A 14,080-nucleotide genomic window follows, 5' to 3' on the forward strand; every position below is an offset into this window, starting at 1 on the left:
GGGGACTCCTGGATCAGGTCGAGACGGTGTCGGTGCTGCGCTCGGGCACGGCGGCGTCCCGTCGGCCGGGGAGGGAGAGGAGGGGGACGGCGAGACAGGCGGCCACGGCGGCGAGGGCCAGCCCGGCCCGCGCCCCGTCGCCGGAGCCGGCGAGGGCCCAGGCGGCGGTCGCCAGGGCGGGGCCGAGGGTGAAGCCGAGGCTGCGGGCGACCTGCACCGTCGAACCGACGGTCGCGGTGCGCTCCGCCGGGGCGGCGCCCATGACCAGGGCCTGGGTCGGGCCGCCGTTGAGACCCATGCCGACGCCGGCCAGCGCCAGCCGCCAGGCCACGTCGGGCGGGGACCAGCCGTCGCCGAGGGGGATCAGCAGGAGGAGCCCGGCCGCCGTGAGGCAGGCGCCGGTGACCGCCATCCGTCGCAGGCCGTACCGGTCGGCGAGCCGTCCGCCCAGGGGCCCGGCCAGCGCCATGCCGAGCGGGAAGGCGAGCACGGTCAGCCCGGTGGCGGTGGCGCTGACGCCGGCGTCCCGCTGGAGGTGCAGGGCGACGACGTAGTGCATGGCGGCGAACCCGGCTGCCAGTGCCAGCACGGCGCCGTGCGCCCGGAACAGCCCCGCCGCCCGCAGGACGCCGGTCACCGGACGGCCGCCCGGCCCGCGCAGCCACCACCACAGTGGCGGTACGGCGGCTGCCGCGAGCAGGAACCACGTCGGCTTCTCGGAACCCAGTGTCAGGGCGAGCAGCAGCGCGGCCAGCCCACCGGCCACCGCGAGCGCGTCGGCCAGGGCCCGCCGATCGAGTACGCGCAGTGCCCCGTCCTTGGGCAGCGCCTTCCAGGCAACGATCAACGCCAGCAGACAGAACGGGATCTTCACCAGGAAGACCCAACGCCAGCCCAGGTGGTCCAGCAGCAGCCCGCCCATCGCAGGGCCGGTCACGGCGCCGAGCGGGCCGAGGGTCGCGGGCACGCTCATGGCACGGGCGCGCGCTTCGGGCCGTACGGCACGGATCGCCAGGACCGGCATGAGCACGAACAGCACCGCACCGCAGGCGCCCTGGCCGATCCGTGCCGCGATCAGCCAGGCCGCCCAGGGAGACAGCGCGGCCAGGGCGCTGCACAGCGCGAACCCGATGGTGGCCGCCAGCAGCGCGGGCCGCGTGCCCGCGCCGTCCAGCCATCGGCCGACCGGCAACAGCAGGGCGATGACCGGGAGTTGGTAGCCCAGCGCCGCCCACTGTGCCGTGGCGGCCGGGACGTGCAGGCCCTCGGCGATGTCGGCCAGCGCCACGTTGACGATGTTCATGTCGAGCATCGCCACGAACGACAGCGCGCCCGCCACGGCCACGAGAACCCAGCGGTCCTTCACTCTCGCGCCCCTCCCCCTCACGGTCGACTGCGGTCAGCAGCCTCGTTCCAGAGGTCGGGAGCGCCCGGCGCCGAGTTCCCGAACATGGCCGGAAATACGATGAAATGCGGAATCAGGTCGTGGCGAGGCCGTCCAGCTTGCCGGACTTGGCCTCCGCGACCAGCGACGAGAACTGGTCCGCGCTCATCTGCACCCGCTGCCCGAAGTCATCCGTGAGGATCACCCGGCGCTCGGCCGGGGCCGCGGGGTCGACGAAGAGTTGCGGGCAGCCGCAGTCACAGTTGCCGCAGAAGGTGGCCACCGGGTCCAGGCCGGCAATGCCTTCGATGTCGCTCATAGTTCGTGACCTTTCGCGATCGTGGGCGCTCACCGGTGTGACCGCCCGGGACCAGCCCCCAAGACGCCGCTCGGGGCCGACACGGGGACATCCCTGTTGTGCTGCCCGTCCGACGCGTCCGCGGGAGCCCGGTGGTCGAAGGCGATCAGCGGATCGCCGGTCAGCGGGTGGTCCACGACGGTCGCCCGTACGCCGAACACCTCGGCCAGCAGGGCGGGTTGCAGCACCTCGCGGGGCGGTCCGGACGCGACGACCCGGCCGTCGTGCAGCACGTGCAGCCGGTCGCAGACGGAGGCGGCGGCGTTGAGGTCGTGCAGCGAGACCAGGGTCGTACGGCGCCCGGCGCGCAGCAGGGCGAGCAGTTCCACCTGGTGGCGGATGTCGAGGTGGTTGGTGGGCTCGTCCAGGACCAGGACGTCCGGCTGCTGGGCGAACGCCCGGGCCAGCAGGACGCGTTGGCGTTCCCCGCCGGACAGTTCGGTGAACCGACGCCCGGTGTGGTGCTCCATGCCGACGTCCGCGAGAGCGCGGGCGACGACGTCCCGGTCGGTGGTGTCCTCCCCGGCGAAGGCCCGCTTGTAGGGCGTACGGCCCATGGCGACGACCTCGCGTACGGTCAGCTCGAAGTCGCCGCCCCGCTCCTGCGGGAGAGCCGCGACATGGCGGGCCGTCTCGGCGGGGGTCAGCCGGCGCAGGTCGGTGCCGGACAGCAGGACCCGGCCCGCGGTCGGCTTCAGATGCCGGTAGACGGTGCGCAGGAGCGTGGACTTGCCGCTGCCGTTCGGGCCGACGAGGCCGGTGATCTCGCCCTCCGCCGCGATGAGTCGGGCACCGGCGACGACCGTACGGCCGGCGTACGCGACGTGCAGGTCCTCGATGTCGATCCTCAACTGCCGCTCCCCAGGCGCCGGTCCAGCAAATACAGCAGTGCCGGAGCACCGATCAGCGAGGTGACGACACCGACCGGCAGCTCCTGTGTGTCCATGGCCGTACGGCAGACGATGTCGACCACGACCAGGAGCAGCGCCCCGAACAGTGCCGAGACGGGCAGCAGGCGCCGGTGGTCCCCGCCGACGACCAGGCGGCAGACGTGCGGCACCATCAGCGCGACGAAGGCGATCGCGCCCGAGACGGCCACCAGGACGCCGGTGAGCACGCTCGTCACCGTGAACAGTTCGCGTCGCAGCCGGGTGACGTCGATACCGAGCCCGGCCGCGGTCTCGTCGCCCATCAGGAGGGCGTTCAGGCCCCGGGCGCGCGCCTGGAGGCACAGCCACCCGGCCGGCACCGCGACCGCCGGTACGACGAGCAGATCCCAGTTCGCTCCGCTGAGACTGCCCATGAGCCAGAACAGCACGCTGTGGGTCTGCTGCTCGTCGCCGGCCTGGAGCACGAGATAGCTGGTGAACCCGGACAGGAACTGCCCGATCGCCACCCCGGCCAGCACCAGCCGCAGCGGCGCGAACCCACCACCCCTGCGGGCCACGGCCCACACGAGCGCGAAGGTGGCCAGGGCTCCCGCGAAGGCCGCCCCGGACAGCCCGAGTCCCAGCGCGCCACCGGCGCCCAGCCCGAGCACGATCGCGGCGACCGCACCGAGGGAGGCACCGTTGGAGATGCCCAGGAGGTACGGATCGGCCAGCGGGTTGCGCACCAGCGCCTGCACCGCCGTACCGACGAGACCGAGCCCTGCGCCGACGAGGGCCGCCAACAGGGCGCGCGGTACGCGGAGTTGCCAGACGATCAGGTCGTTCGTGCCCGGCCGCGGGGCCTCGCCGGACAGCCGGCGCCACACCACGCTCCACACCTCTGCGGGCGGGACGGACGTCGAACCCCAGGCCACAGCGGCCGTCAGCGCGGCCAGGAGCACGACGCAGAGCACCGACGCCAGCGGCCCGACGGGCACCGTCCGGGTCTTCGGAGCCGTCTCGGGCCGCGACAGCAAGGACGTCACGGTCAGCCGACCTTGCCCGGGTACAAGGTCTTCGCGATCGCCTCGACGGTGTCGGCGTTCTCGACCCCGGCGATGGTCGTCTGCTCGGAGCCGATGCGCAGGAAATGCCCCTCCTTGACGGCGTTCAGGCCCTTGGTGGCGGGGTTCGACTCCAGCCATGTGCGTGCCTCGTCGAAGGCCTTCTTGTTCGCGGCCTCACTCCCCCGGTTGCGCACGCCGAGCTGGATCCAGTCCGGGTTCTTGGCGATCACGTCCTCCCAGCCGACCTGCTTGTAGTCGCCGTCGCAGTCGGCGAAGACGTTGCGGGCCCCGGCGAGGGTGATGACCGCGTTGGCGACCTGGCGGTTGCAGACGGCCATGGGCTGCTTGGTGCCGGCGTCGTAGTCGAAGAAGAAGTAGGTCGGCCGCTCACCCTCGGGCGTGCCGCCCACCGCCTTGCGGACGGCGTCCACCTTCTGCTTCATCCCGTCGACGAGTTCCCCGGCCTTCGCGCTCGTCCCGGTGACGGCGCCGAGGGAGGTGATGTCGTCCTCGACGGCGGACAGGTCCGTGACCGGGCTCTTGCTCATGGCGGCGCACGCCGTGGACTTCAGGAAGGTGTGCTTGATGCCGGCCGCCCCGAACTCCTCCTCGGTCGGCGCGTCCCCCATGCCTGCGCCCATGTTCATCGAGGCGAAGGTGTCGATGTACAGGTCGGCGCCGGAGCCGAGGAGTTTCTCCTTGGGGATGACGGTGTCGCTCAGCACCTTCACCTGCTGCGCCTGCGCGTCCAGCTCACCGGGCAACGTGCCCTTGCCGGGCGGGAAGCCGGTGCCGATCACCTTGTCCCCGGCGCCCAGCCGCAGCAGCAGTTCCAGGCCGGAGGCGTTGCTGGTGACGATGTTCTTCGGGGCCGAACCGAAGGTGGTCTCGGCGCCCGCGCAGTCGGTGACGGTGACCGGGTAGCCCGCGGAGTCGTCCTTCCCGGCGGCAGGGCTCGCCGTGTCGCCGCTCCCGCCGCCACAGCCCGCCGCCAGTAGGCCGCCGACCACCGCGGCCGTCGTAGCCCGCCCCACACGAGAACGCATCGAAACTCCCCAGATCCACTAGATGCACGGGCGGAACTCCGCCGCCCGTTCCAGTAGTCGGGGCGAACCCGGTGTCAGTTCCCGGCAGGGGGAACCGACACCGGGCAGCCGGTCACGCGGCCACGACGGCAGGTTCGGCTTCTTCTCCGTCCTCGGCCTCGGTCAACTGCTCGACGAGAGTGGCCCGGGCGCGGGCCACGCGTGAGCGGACCGTGCCGACGGGGCAGTCACTCATCTCGGCCGCCTCCGCGTAGGGCAGGCCCACCATCTGGGTCAGGACGAACGCCTCGCGGCGCTCGTCGGGCAGCCCGTCCAGCAGGTCGAGCAGCGCGATGCCGTCGTCGAAGCCCGGCAGGCCGGTCGGCTGGGCGCGTTCGGCCACCAGCGTCCAGTCGTCGGTGTCGCACAGCCGCGGCCTGGCGGCGGCGTACCGGTGGCTGTCGATGACCGCGCGACGCGCGATGGACAGCAGCCATGCGCGCGCGGAAGACCGGCCCTCGAACCGGTGCAGACTGCCGAGCGCGCGCAGGAACGTGTCCTGGGCCAGGTCGTCGGCGGCCTGCGGATCGGCGGACAGATGCGCCACGTACCGCACGACGTCACGGTGCAGCGAGCGTACGAAACGGTCGGTGGCATCCGGGTCACCGCCACGGGCGGCCAGCGCCCATGCGGTCGTCGACTCGTCGCAGGACACCGTTCTGGAGCCTTTTACTGCCTTCGTCTGGCTCACGCGGGTCGCGCGTGAGGAGGGCAGGGCAGGAGTGATCACCTGAGTCCTTCTCGGTATTCCGGACTCCGGCACGGCGGCCGACACGACGACGGCAAGCGCCACGGCGTCGCCGCCGCAGGAGTCCGGGGATGCAGGGGACACGGCCGTACGCAGGTACGGCCGAGGCCCGAGGCACGGTCGGCGTCGACGCGTCGACGTCCGTGTCCGTACGGCCTCGGGGAACCGGCTGTCTCAGACGACAGCGATCCCCGCCGGAGGCCCCCGAGAGGTGATCGTATGGACGAGCGGAAGCAGCCGCGGCGCCCGCTCGGAACGACCGCGCCGCGGACGCAGCCGCGGACGGTGCGGCGGCGCGGGCAGAGCGAACGACAGCCGCAGCGGGGCGGCCAGCCATCCGGCGACGGCCCGCAGGATGCGGAACGCGGCACGCTCCCCGTGCCCCAGCCACAGGCCGCACAGCAGCGCGGCGAGGGTGTGGGCGGCGAACATGCCGAGCGAGGAGGTGCCGGCCATGTCGTGGCCCATCCCCATGTGACCCGGGTCCATGTGGCTCATGCCCATGTGGCCGCTGCCCATATGGGCGGTGGCCGCGTGGTCTGCGGGCATGGAGCCCATGGATCCCATCGACATGTCGCCCATGGAGCCGGTCTGCCCGGACGTGGAGCCGGCCATGGAGCCCATGGCACCCATGCCTTGCCCGACGCGGGCGGAGGACTGCGCGAACTCGAAGGCCGCGTGCAGCCCGCCCTGGGCGACGACCACGACGGACACGACCAGCGGGAGTCCCCGCTCCCGGCCCGCCAGGCACCAGCCCGCGCCGCCCGTGACGGCGGCACCGGCGACCAGGGTCCACCACGGAACTGCGGCGCCCGACATGAGCACGTGTCCGAGGGCAGCGAGCAGCACACAGACGGACGCGAACACCGCGGCCCGAATCGCGCGCACACACCACCCAGCAGTCATGACGGCCCTCATCCTCGCATCCGGGGCCCACTCGTCACGGGTGGGTACGCACAACACCCCCATCCCGCACTCAAGCCCAGAAGAGTGATACAGGACACGTCACGAAGAGGGAACTGGGCGTGCTCTCCGACCGACAGTTGGAAGTGCGGCATTTCTGGGGACGTCCGGAGTTGTGGAGCAGCCCTCACCGCTGCTCGCCCGGGCGGATCACCACCGCCTGCACCTCGATCCGGCCGCCGTGCTCGAAGTGGAGCGTGAACGGCACATAGGTGCCCGTCTGCCACCCCGAGCCGACTCGCAGCGTCACGTCCAGGCCGTACGGCGACATGGCGAGGCCACCGCCCGCCGGCACCCGGGCCGAGTCGACCGTCTCCGCATACGCCATCCGGCCGTCGGTCATGCGGTGCCGGCTGAGCGCCAGGTCACCGTCGACAGCGGACGACGTCACCTTCAGCAGCCGGTCGTCCGCGCCGCCGGAGTTGGTGATCCGGAAGAACGCGGCGGTGTCGCGGACGTCGCCGTACGGCAGGAAGACCCGCCCGTCGGTGACCGCGATCCGCGCCGGGCTGCCCGCGTTGCCGGAGCCCACCCAGGTGGTCAGGCCGGCCAGGGCGACACAGCACGCCGCGACGGGAGCGAGCGCGGCGAGCAGGCTGTCGGTGATCCGGCGACGGGTCGGGCGCCAGGCTCGGGGGCCGGTCGTCCGCCCCGTCGTCCGTTCGGTCGTCGGCTCGGCCGCTCGTCGGGCCGTGGGCACGCTCATCGGGTACGACCTCCTGTGCTGACGGGCTTGGGGTCCCGGTCTCCGCCCCGCGCGCCGGCCCGGGCCGGCGTCGGCGCCGGCTGCCAGGCCCGTAGCCGCAGGCTGTTGCCCACCACGAGCAGTGAGCTCACCGACATGGCCACCGCTGCGACCATCGGGTTGAGCAGACCGACCATGGCGAGCGGCACGGTCACCAGGTTGTAGCCGAAGGCCCACAGCAGGTTGGCGCGGATCGTGCCCAGGGTGCGCCGGGCGAGCCGGACCGCGTCCCCGAGGGCCTCGATGTCACCGCGCACCAGGGTCACGTCGGCGGCCCCGATCGCGACGTCCGTGCCCGTGCCCATCGCGATGCCGAGGTCGGCACCGGCCAGCGCCGCCGCGTCGTTGACGCCGTCGCCGACGACCGCGACCCGGCGGCCCTGTGCCCTCAACTCCCGTACGAGGTCTGCCTTGTCCTCGGGTGTGCGGCGCGCGTGCACCTCCTCGATGCCGAGGGCGGACGCGACCGCCCTCGCCGGTGCCTCGCGGTCGCCGGTGGCGAGGACCGGGTGCACGCCGAGCCGCCGCAGCCGGTCCACGGCACGGTAGCTGCCGGGACGTACGACATCCCCGATCTCGATCAGCGCCTCCGTCGCCCCGTCGACGCGGACGAACACGGGCGTGTGCGCGGCTGCCTCCGCCGCCGGGAGCGCCTGAGCCAGTGCCGCGGGCATCTCGTCGTCCGGCGCGAGGACTTCGACCAGCCGGCCCTCGACCCGGCCGCGCACGCCCCGGCCCGCCTCCGCACGGAAGTCGCGCACCTCGGGCAGCGGCCCCGGCTCGGTGAGGGTCCTGCGCGCGTACGCGACGATCGCGCGGCCCAGCGGGTGTTCCGAGCCCTGCTCCACCGCACCGGCCAACCGCAGCACGGCGTCCTTGCCGAGCCCGTCGGGCACGGTCGTGACGCGGGTGACGCTCATGTGCCCGGAGGTCAGGGTGCCGGTCTTGTCGAGGACGACGGTGTCGACGTGCCGGAGCCCCTCGAGGGCCTGCGGGCCCCGGACCAGGACGCCGAGCTGCGCGCCACGTCCGGTGGCGGCCATCAGCGCGGTCGGGGTCGCCAGGCCCAGCGCGCAGGGGCAGGCCACGACCAGGACGGCCACGCACGCGGTGATCGCCGCCTGCGGGTCGGCCCCGGCGCCTAGCCAGAACCCGAGCACGGTGGCGGCCAGCGCCAGCACCATGGGCACGAACACCCCGGCCACGGCGTCGGCCAGTCGCTGCGCCCGGGCCTTGCCGGCCTGCGCCTCGGTCACCAGCCGGGTGATGCGGGCGAGTTGCGTGTCCGCGCCCACAGCACCGGCCCGTACCAGCAGCAGACCGCCCGCGTTGACGGCGCCGCCCACCACCGTCGAGCCGGGCCCGACCTCGACGGGCTCGCTCTCCCCGGTGACGAGCGACAGGTCCACGGCGGAGTTGCCCTCCACCACGTCCCCGTCGGTGGCGACCCGCTCGCCGGGACGTACGACGAAGACCTGCCCGAGCGTCAACTCCTCGATGGTGATGAGGCGTTCGGCGCCGTCGTCCTCGCGTACCGACACTTCCTTGGCGGCGAGCCGGGCGAGTGAGCGCAGTGCCGCGCCGGTGCCGTGGCGCGCCCGCGCCTCCAGGAACCGGCCGGCCAGCACGAACAGCGGGACGCCGACGGCCGCTTCGAGGTACACGTGCGCGACGCCGTCCGAGGCGGAGGGAAGCAGGCTGAACGGCATCCGCATCCCCGGCGCGCCCGCCCCACCGAGGAACAGGGCGTAGGCCGACCAGGAGAAGGACGCCACGACTCCCAGGGACACCAGCGTGTCCATGGTCGCCGTCGAGTGCCGCAGGCCGCGCAGCGCCCGCACATGGAACGGCCAGGCGCTCCACACGGCGACCGGCGCGGACAGGACGAAGCAGAGCCACTGCCAGTTGCGGAACTGCCAGGCGGGCACCATCGACAGAACGAGCACCGGCACGGCGAGCAGCGCGGTGATCAGCAGCCGGTCACGCTCCTGCCGGACATCCTCGGACCCCTCGGGCTCCTGCTCGCCCCGGCGCCCCTCCTCGTCCCGACGCTCCCGGCTCCTCGGCGGTTCGGGCAACGCGGCCGCGTATCCGGCCTGTTCGACGGTCGCCACGAGTTCCTCGGGGCGGACGTCCGGCGGATGGCTCACGCGGGCGCGCCCGGTGGCCAGATTGACCGTGGCGGTCACGCCCTCCAGCTTGGCGAGCTTCTTCTCCACCCGTCGCACGCAGGCCGCGCAGGTCATCCCGCCGACGGTGAGGTCCGTGGTGGTCATCGGGGGTGCCGGTTCGGTGGCCATCAGCCGCCGCTCCCGTGCCGCATGTCCATGTCCCCCATGTCCATGTCCTCGGAGTCCGTGCTGCCACCGTTGCCGCTCGTCCCGGAACGGTGCATGCCGGGTGCGACGGGCCCGGTGGCGGCTCCGACGGCGTACGACACCGTGAAGATCAGGGCGAGCAGCAGCAGAAACCCGCAGAGGGCGGGTGGTGGCACAAGCTTGCGTGGTTCTTTCATCACCGGCCTCCTGAGGTGCGTTCCGCTTCAGGAGTCGGGCCCGGAGGGCAGGGAGTTCCCGGCCCTCCGGTGGTTCACCTCATACGGATGTCTCGGCGGCCGCCGGCTCAGGAAGCTCCACCGCGACGGCTCCTCAACCACCACGCCCCGGCGCCGAGCACGACGACGGCCGCGCCGATGCCGATCGGCAGGGCCACGGGCATGCCGTCGTCGCCTTCCGTGTCGTCGGCCGCGGCCTGCGCCGACGGGGACGAAGGTGCGGTCGAGGGCGTGGGCGTCGCCGGCTCCTCGGTCGTCGGCTCCTCAGCGGGTGTGGGGCTGACGACCTTCGCGCCGGGTGCGGCTGCCTTCAGTTCCAGGTGGGGCGCGGGGTGGCCGTGCCCGTGGCCGTCGCCGCCGCTCTCCTCCTCCAGCTCGATCCAGCGGTCCACCTTGCCGTCGCTGTAGCTCTGCAAGGTCTTGAAGACCAGCGACTCGGCGTCGGGCAACTGCCGTACGGTGACGACGTACTCGGCGTCCTCGCCGACCCCGAGTTCGGCCCCGGAGACGGTGTAGCCCCGGCTGGTGGGGGCGAACTCCCAGCCCTTGGGGCCCTCCTTGAAGGTGATGTCGGCCGGGACTATGCCCTCGGGAAGGATCACCTCGAGCTTGCTGATCCCGGCGGAGGCGGACTCCGACTCCGCGGTGAAGGTCAGGGCGACGTTCTGGTCGAGCGCCCGGGCGCCCTCCGCCTCCACCTCGGTGTGCGCCGCGGCCGGTCCCGCGAAGGTTACGGAGACCGCGAACGCGACCGCGGTCAGGGCGCCGGTGCGGCGCAGGCGGCGGGTCAGCAGGGTGGGGCGGGGCACGTGCGACTCCCTCGTACCGGTGATGTGGTCGCTGCATTCAAGCGCAGGGGACGCCTCAGCGCGAGGGGCCCTCATCGGCAGGGTGGCGGAGGCAGGAGGCGACGACCACGAAGGGCCACAGGGACTGAATGGCCGTCACAAGGCGCTCGGCGACGCCTGCGGGACCGTCCTGATACATCTCGATCATGAACCAGGCCGCACTGACGAGCATCAGTGCGGTCGCCGTGAGAGCGGGCACCGGCCGCAGTGCCCACGGTGCGGCGATGTGGTGATCGGCGGCCAGTACGGGCCACAGCGCCAGGAGGGCGAAGCCGACCCCGACGGCCGCACCGTGGCGCAGTGATCCCCCACTGCTCGGCGGCGGGATCATCGCCACCACCACCGCCGCCAGGCCACCGGCGCCCAGCGCAACCCGCCCGGGCAGCGCGGCCGGCCGCAGTCCCCAGGCGGTGACGAAATGGCAGACGCCCAGGGCGGCCAGGGCTCCGGTCATCACCCAGAACCCCGCGGCGCCATAGGCCGCCAGGACGCTGATGGTCTGGGTGGCGGGGTCGTAGCGGGGCCCTTCGAGCAGCGCCGCGATCGTCCAGCCCGCGATCAGCACGACCGGCGCACACCCCGATGACAGCAGGGCCCATCTCGGGACAAGTCGCATCAGAACACCGTAGAACGCCCTGTCGGTTCGCCGCCGCGCACACGCAGAAGACGGGCACCACACGACCTCGGAAGCGAACTGACCTGCGACTTTCGAACGAAACGACCGCAAACGCCAGCCCGCGCCACCCCTTCCGGCGCATAGAAATATCCACCAGCATGAGGGGCCCTGCCCGCGCCGGCAGGGTCGGCGAGTGCTGGGGGTTGGACAGACATGCAGCGCACCATGGGGAAGCAGGCCGTCGAGTGGCTGGCCGCGGCCGCCGCGGATCCTCGGGCGTGCGTGCGGCAGTGGGACGACGGTGCGGATGCGGTGCTGCTGGAGGCCGGACGCCTCTGGGACGTGCTGAGCGTCCCCGAACACCTCGGGCTGAGCGCCCTGGATCTGCTCGGACGGGCGCAGCCCCGGGCGTCCGGCCCCGTGCTGGTGAACTGCGGGGCGCGCAGGGTCGGCTTCTTCCTCCCGCCCGATCCGGCAGCCGAGTGGGTCGGGCCGGGCGTGCGCCATGTCGGCAAGGGGTCATGGGTCGCCGTACCGCCGCCGTACCTGCGCGCCGGATGGCGCCTGGAGTGGCTCCTGCCACCCGATGGGACCGGCACCCTCTACGACCCCGACGTCGTGGGGCCGGCGCTGCGCGAGGCCGGCCGGGCAGGCGGCGGCCCGGCGCGCGTCAGTCGTCCGTACGCGGGGCGGCCACGCTGACGCGCCCGTTGCTCCCGCTCCACTCCCACAACCCCACCGGTCCGGGCAGGCCCCGGGGAACGACGACGGCCGGTACGCGGTCGGCCGCCTCGACGTCGACGTGCCGCTCACCCGCCGGTTCCGCGCCGGCTGCCCGGGCCAGGCCGGTGAACCGGCCTACCGTCCAGGAGGTGACGGCCTGTTCCTGGCCGTAGGCCGTGGCCAGGGAGTCCCACCGTGGGGCATGACGCCGGGGCACGGCTCGACCGTTGGCCTGCCACTCCGCGACCAGCGCCGCGTAGATCGACGGCTGGCCCCGGACGCCGGTGACCGGTACGACGTACGACACGGGTGCGGCGTCGCCTCCGAGGAAACGCCGCGCCGCCTCAGTGCTGTCCATGCCGGGGCCAACGCCGAGGCGTGCGCCGGTGGTACGCCTGCCGCGCCCGCTACCACCCAGTCGAGTGAGGGCCCGTCCCCCGGATGGAGCCATGGCTTCGCGGCATGCGCCGAGCCCACACCGTCCGACGCCGCCCCGGCAGTCCGCCGCCATCCCCTACCGTCCGCCATCCTCCACCCTCCGCCGCCCCAGACCCTCCGGCAGCGCCGGACACCGTTCGCCTCGATCGAGACAGGAGCCGCTTGCATGGACCGGAACGACAGCGACGACACCTCCGACTGCCCGTGGTGCGCCGCACTGCACGAGGCGGGCCTGCCGCCGACGGCACAGCCGTCAGGATCGGCGGGGCGACGGCATGACCCGTACGTCTCGGGCGCCCAGTACGACGGCGACGACTGGTGAGGGCGGGACGGCTCAGCCCTGCGCCTCGCCGGGGAGCGGGGAGCGCCCGTGCAGCTGGGCGGCCAGTACGGCGACATCGTCCTCGGCATTCGCCGCGTCAAGGCGGGCGAGCACGGTGTCGAGAACGTCCTCGACGCCGACGGCGGAATCGAAGCCGACGCCCGCCAGCCGGTCCAGGGAGTGGTCGATGTCCTCGCCGCGATGCTCGACGAGCCCGTCGGTGAACAGCAGCAGGGTCTGAGCCGGGGAGAGCTTATAGGTGGCCGGCTCGTAGCCGCCGAGGCCCGTGCCCAGGGGCGGGCCGACCGGCACCGGCAGCAGTGAGGTGCGCCCTTCCCCGTCGATCACGGCCGGGGGCAGATGGCCGGCGCTGGCCAGCGTCACCTGGCCCCGGTTGGGGTCGAGGCGCGCGATCAGACACGTGGCCGGCCGGCGCTCCGGCTCCGCGGAGGCGATGTCGTCGAGCTGGCGCAGCACGCGGTGCGGCGGCAGGTCGGCGGAGGCGATGTAGCGCAGGGCGGAGCGGTAGGCGGTCATGTCCACGGCCGCCTCCAGGCCGTGCCCCATGACGTCGCCGACGACGAGCAGCGTCCGGCCGAAGTGCAGGCGGACGGTCTCGCACCAGTCCCCGCCGACCAGAGTGCTCTGCCCGACCGGCATGTACCGGATGGCGACGTCCAGGTTCGGGTGCGGCCGTCCGGGTTCGGCGAGCAGGGCCCGCTGGAGCTTGCCGACGATGCCCTTGACCCGCTCGTGCTCCCGAGCGTGCCGGATGTGGGACGCGGCGCGTTCGGTGAGGAGGGCGAGGAACTCCGCCTCTGTCCGGGTGAACGGTGCCCGGTCGCGGGCGCAGACCAGCACGCCGTAACGGACCCCGTCGGCGACCAGGGGGACGACGAGCACGGGACGGGCACCGTCGGACGACGACAGAGATGCCGCCGAGCCACCGCCCGGGCCGGTCGCGTGCCGTGCCGCCTCCCTCACCGCCGCCATGGCCCACCGGATGTCGGGCAGCACCGCCGGGTCGCCGTGGACGGCCGCGTACCCTCCACCGGCTTCGCTCCCGCGCCGTAGGACCGCCGCCGTACCGCCCGTCTGCGCGGCCGCCTCACGGGTCAGCTCGGCGTACGTGACGTCCTCTTCCAGCGTGGTGCCGATCCGCTCCACAGACGTGCGCAGCTCGGTCAGCCGGGACGGTATGCCGAGGTCCTGCTCGGGTACGCCGGGGGACGCGACGGGCTCCACCGTCGCCGGTCTGTGAAATGTCTGGAACCAGCGCACCACACCAAACACTCTAAAAGAGTGACAAACCTACACAGGTGACGCACAGGTTGCCGAGCGCTCACCACTCGCCCGACAG

Annotated in this window: 16 protein-coding genes; 2 read left to right on the plus strand and 14 right to left on the minus strand. The window is 73.0% G+C overall.

Annotated elements, in window-relative coordinates; genetic code table 11:
* Positions 1 to 13 precede the first annotated feature (13 nt).
* The 12 genes from ACZ7M7_RS19935 to ACZ7M7_RS19990 form a co-directional block, all read right to left on the minus strand.
* Positions 14 to 1,366 carry an MFS transporter gene (locus ACZ7M7_RS19935; protein WP_472118588.1) on the minus strand — a complete coding sequence of 451 codons (1,353 nt, stop codon included), beginning with the start codon at positions 1,364 to 1,366 and terminating at the stop codon, positions 14 to 16.
* 112 nt (positions 1,367 to 1,478) lie between these two features.
* On the minus strand, positions 1,479 to 1,703 hold the full coding sequence (locus tag ACZ7M7_RS19940) for a hypothetical protein (protein WP_383598957.1): 225 nt from the start codon (positions 1,701 to 1,703) through the stop codon (positions 1,479 to 1,481).
* Between the two features lie 29 nt (positions 1,704 to 1,732).
* Positions 1,733 to 2,593, minus strand: coding sequence for an ABC transporter ATP-binding protein (locus ACZ7M7_RS19945; protein ID WP_472118591.1), 861 nt, complete (start codon positions 2,591 to 2,593; stop codon positions 1,733 to 1,735).
* Positions 2,590 to 3,657, minus strand: coding sequence for a FecCD family ABC transporter permease (locus ACZ7M7_RS19950; RefSeq protein ID WP_383598962.1), 1,068 nt, complete (start codon positions 3,655 to 3,657; stop codon positions 2,590 to 2,592). The genes ACZ7M7_RS19945 and ACZ7M7_RS19950 overlap by 4 nt, the downstream gene beginning before the upstream one ends.
* 2 nt (positions 3,658 to 3,659) lie before the next feature.
* The gene (locus tag ACZ7M7_RS19955; protein ID WP_472118595.1) at positions 3,660 to 4,724 is read right to left on the minus strand and encodes an ABC transporter substrate-binding protein; all 1,065 of its coding nucleotides are present in this window, start codon (positions 4,722 to 4,724) and stop codon (positions 3,660 to 3,662) included.
* Between the two features lie 112 nt (positions 4,725 to 4,836).
* Entirely contained in the window at positions 4,837 to 5,493 is a 657-nt protein-coding gene (locus tag ACZ7M7_RS19960; protein WP_383598968.1) for a sigma-70 family RNA polymerase sigma factor, read from the minus strand.
* 192 nt (positions 5,494 to 5,685) lie between these two features.
* Positions 5,686 to 6,417, minus strand: coding sequence for a hypothetical protein (locus ACZ7M7_RS19965; RefSeq protein ID WP_472118598.1), 732 nt, complete (start codon positions 6,415 to 6,417; stop codon positions 5,686 to 5,688).
* Between the two features lie 184 nt (positions 6,418 to 6,601).
* A complete protein-coding gene (locus ACZ7M7_RS19970) occupies positions 6,602 to 7,180 on the minus strand; it encodes a copper chaperone PCu(A)C (protein WP_472118601.1) in 579 nt (192 codons plus the stop codon).
* Positions 7,177 to 9,519, minus strand: a complete 2,343-nt coding sequence (locus ACZ7M7_RS19975; protein WP_472118604.1) for a heavy metal translocating P-type ATPase — start codon at positions 9,517 to 9,519, stop codon at positions 7,177 to 7,179. The genes ACZ7M7_RS19970 and ACZ7M7_RS19975 overlap by 4 nt, the downstream gene beginning before the upstream one ends.
* On the minus strand, positions 9,519 to 9,734 hold the full coding sequence (locus tag ACZ7M7_RS19980) for a hypothetical protein (protein ID WP_472118607.1): 216 nt from the start codon (positions 9,732 to 9,734) through the stop codon (positions 9,519 to 9,521). Before ACZ7M7_RS19980 ends, ACZ7M7_RS19975 begins: the two co-directional genes overlap by 1 nt.
* Positions 9,735 to 9,841: 107 nt before the next feature.
* On the minus strand, positions 9,842 to 10,582 hold the full coding sequence (locus tag ACZ7M7_RS19985) for a DUF1775 domain-containing protein (protein ID WP_472118610.1): 741 nt from the start codon (positions 10,580 to 10,582) through the stop codon (positions 9,842 to 9,844).
* Between the two features lie 55 nt (positions 10,583 to 10,637).
* The gene (locus tag ACZ7M7_RS19990; RefSeq protein ID WP_472118613.1) at positions 10,638 to 11,237 is read right to left on the minus strand and encodes a DUF998 domain-containing protein; all 600 of its coding nucleotides are present in this window, start codon (positions 11,235 to 11,237) and stop codon (positions 10,638 to 10,640) included.
* 213 nt (positions 11,238 to 11,450) lie between these two features.
* Between ACZ7M7_RS19990 and ACZ7M7_RS19995 the strand changes: the two genes are divergently transcribed.
* Positions 11,451 to 11,939: a hypothetical protein gene (locus tag ACZ7M7_RS19995; protein ID WP_472118616.1), complete on the plus strand. Its 489-nt coding sequence runs from the start codon at positions 11,451 to 11,453 to the stop codon at positions 11,937 to 11,939.
* On the opposite strand, the gene ACZ7M7_RS20000 is transcribed toward ACZ7M7_RS19995, so the two are convergent.
* Positions 11,908 to 12,318 (minus strand): hypothetical protein, encoded by a 411-nt coding sequence (locus tag ACZ7M7_RS20000; protein WP_472118619.1) that lies wholly within the window; start codon positions 12,316 to 12,318, stop codon positions 11,908 to 11,910. The genes ACZ7M7_RS19995 and ACZ7M7_RS20000 overlap by 32 nt on opposite strands.
* A 246-nt stretch (positions 12,319 to 12,564) precedes the next feature.
* Here ACZ7M7_RS20000 and ACZ7M7_RS20005 point away from each other — a divergent pair, with 246 nt between their 5' ends.
* Positions 12,565 to 12,720 carry a hypothetical protein gene (locus tag ACZ7M7_RS20005; protein WP_328429370.1) on the plus strand — a complete coding sequence of 52 codons (156 nt, stop codon included), beginning with the start codon at positions 12,565 to 12,567 and terminating at the stop codon, positions 12,718 to 12,720.
* Between the two features lie 12 nt (positions 12,721 to 12,732).
* Here ACZ7M7_RS20005 and ACZ7M7_RS20010 read toward each other — a convergent pair whose 3' ends face one another.
* Positions 12,733 to 13,965: a PP2C family protein-serine/threonine phosphatase gene (locus ACZ7M7_RS20010; RefSeq protein ID WP_472118622.1), complete on the minus strand. Its 1,233-nt coding sequence runs from the start codon at positions 13,963 to 13,965 to the stop codon at positions 12,733 to 12,735.
* Between the last annotated feature and the right edge of the window lie 115 nt (positions 13,966 to 14,080).

The organism is Streptomyces sp. NPDC111606 (genome assembly GCF_055656945.1).

Excerpts from the sequence above, each read along its gene's own strand:
- ACZ7M7_RS19940 (WP_383598957.1), bottom strand. The coding sequence starts at position 1,703 with ATGAGCGACATCGAAGGCATTGCCGGCCTGGACCCGGTGGCCACCTTC.
- ACZ7M7_RS19955 (WP_472118595.1), bottom strand. The coding sequence starts at position 4,724 with ATGCGTTCTCGTGTGGGGCGGGCTACGACGGCCGCGGTGGTCGGCGGC.
- ACZ7M7_RS19965 (WP_472118598.1), bottom strand. The coding sequence starts at position 6,417 with ATGACTGCTGGGTGGTGTGTGCGCGCGATTCGGGCCGCGGTGTTCGCG.
- ACZ7M7_RS19970 (WP_472118601.1), bottom strand. The coding sequence starts at position 7,180 with ATGAGCGTGCCCACGGCCCGACGAGCGGCCGAGCCGACGACCGAACGG.
- ACZ7M7_RS19975 (WP_472118604.1), bottom strand. The coding sequence starts at position 9,519 with ATGGCCACCGAACCGGCACCCCCGATGACCACCACGGACCTCACCGTC.
- ACZ7M7_RS19980 (WP_472118607.1), bottom strand. The coding sequence starts at position 9,734 with ATGAAAGAACCACGCAAGCTTGTGCCACCACCCGCCCTCTGCGGGTTT.
- ACZ7M7_RS19990 (WP_472118613.1), bottom strand. The coding sequence starts at position 11,237 with ATGCGACTTGTCCCGAGATGGGCCCTGCTGTCATCGGGGTGTGCGCCG.
- ACZ7M7_RS19995 (WP_472118616.1), top strand. The coding sequence starts at position 11,451 with ATGCAGCGCACCATGGGGAAGCAGGCCGTCGAGTGGCTGGCCGCGGCC.
- ACZ7M7_RS20000 (WP_472118619.1), bottom strand. The coding sequence starts at position 12,318 with ATGGACAGCACTGAGGCGGCGCGGCGTTTCCTCGGAGGCGACGCCGCA.
- ACZ7M7_RS20005 (WP_328429370.1), top strand. The coding sequence starts at position 12,565 with ATGGACCGGAACGACAGCGACGACACCTCCGACTGCCCGTGGTGCGCC.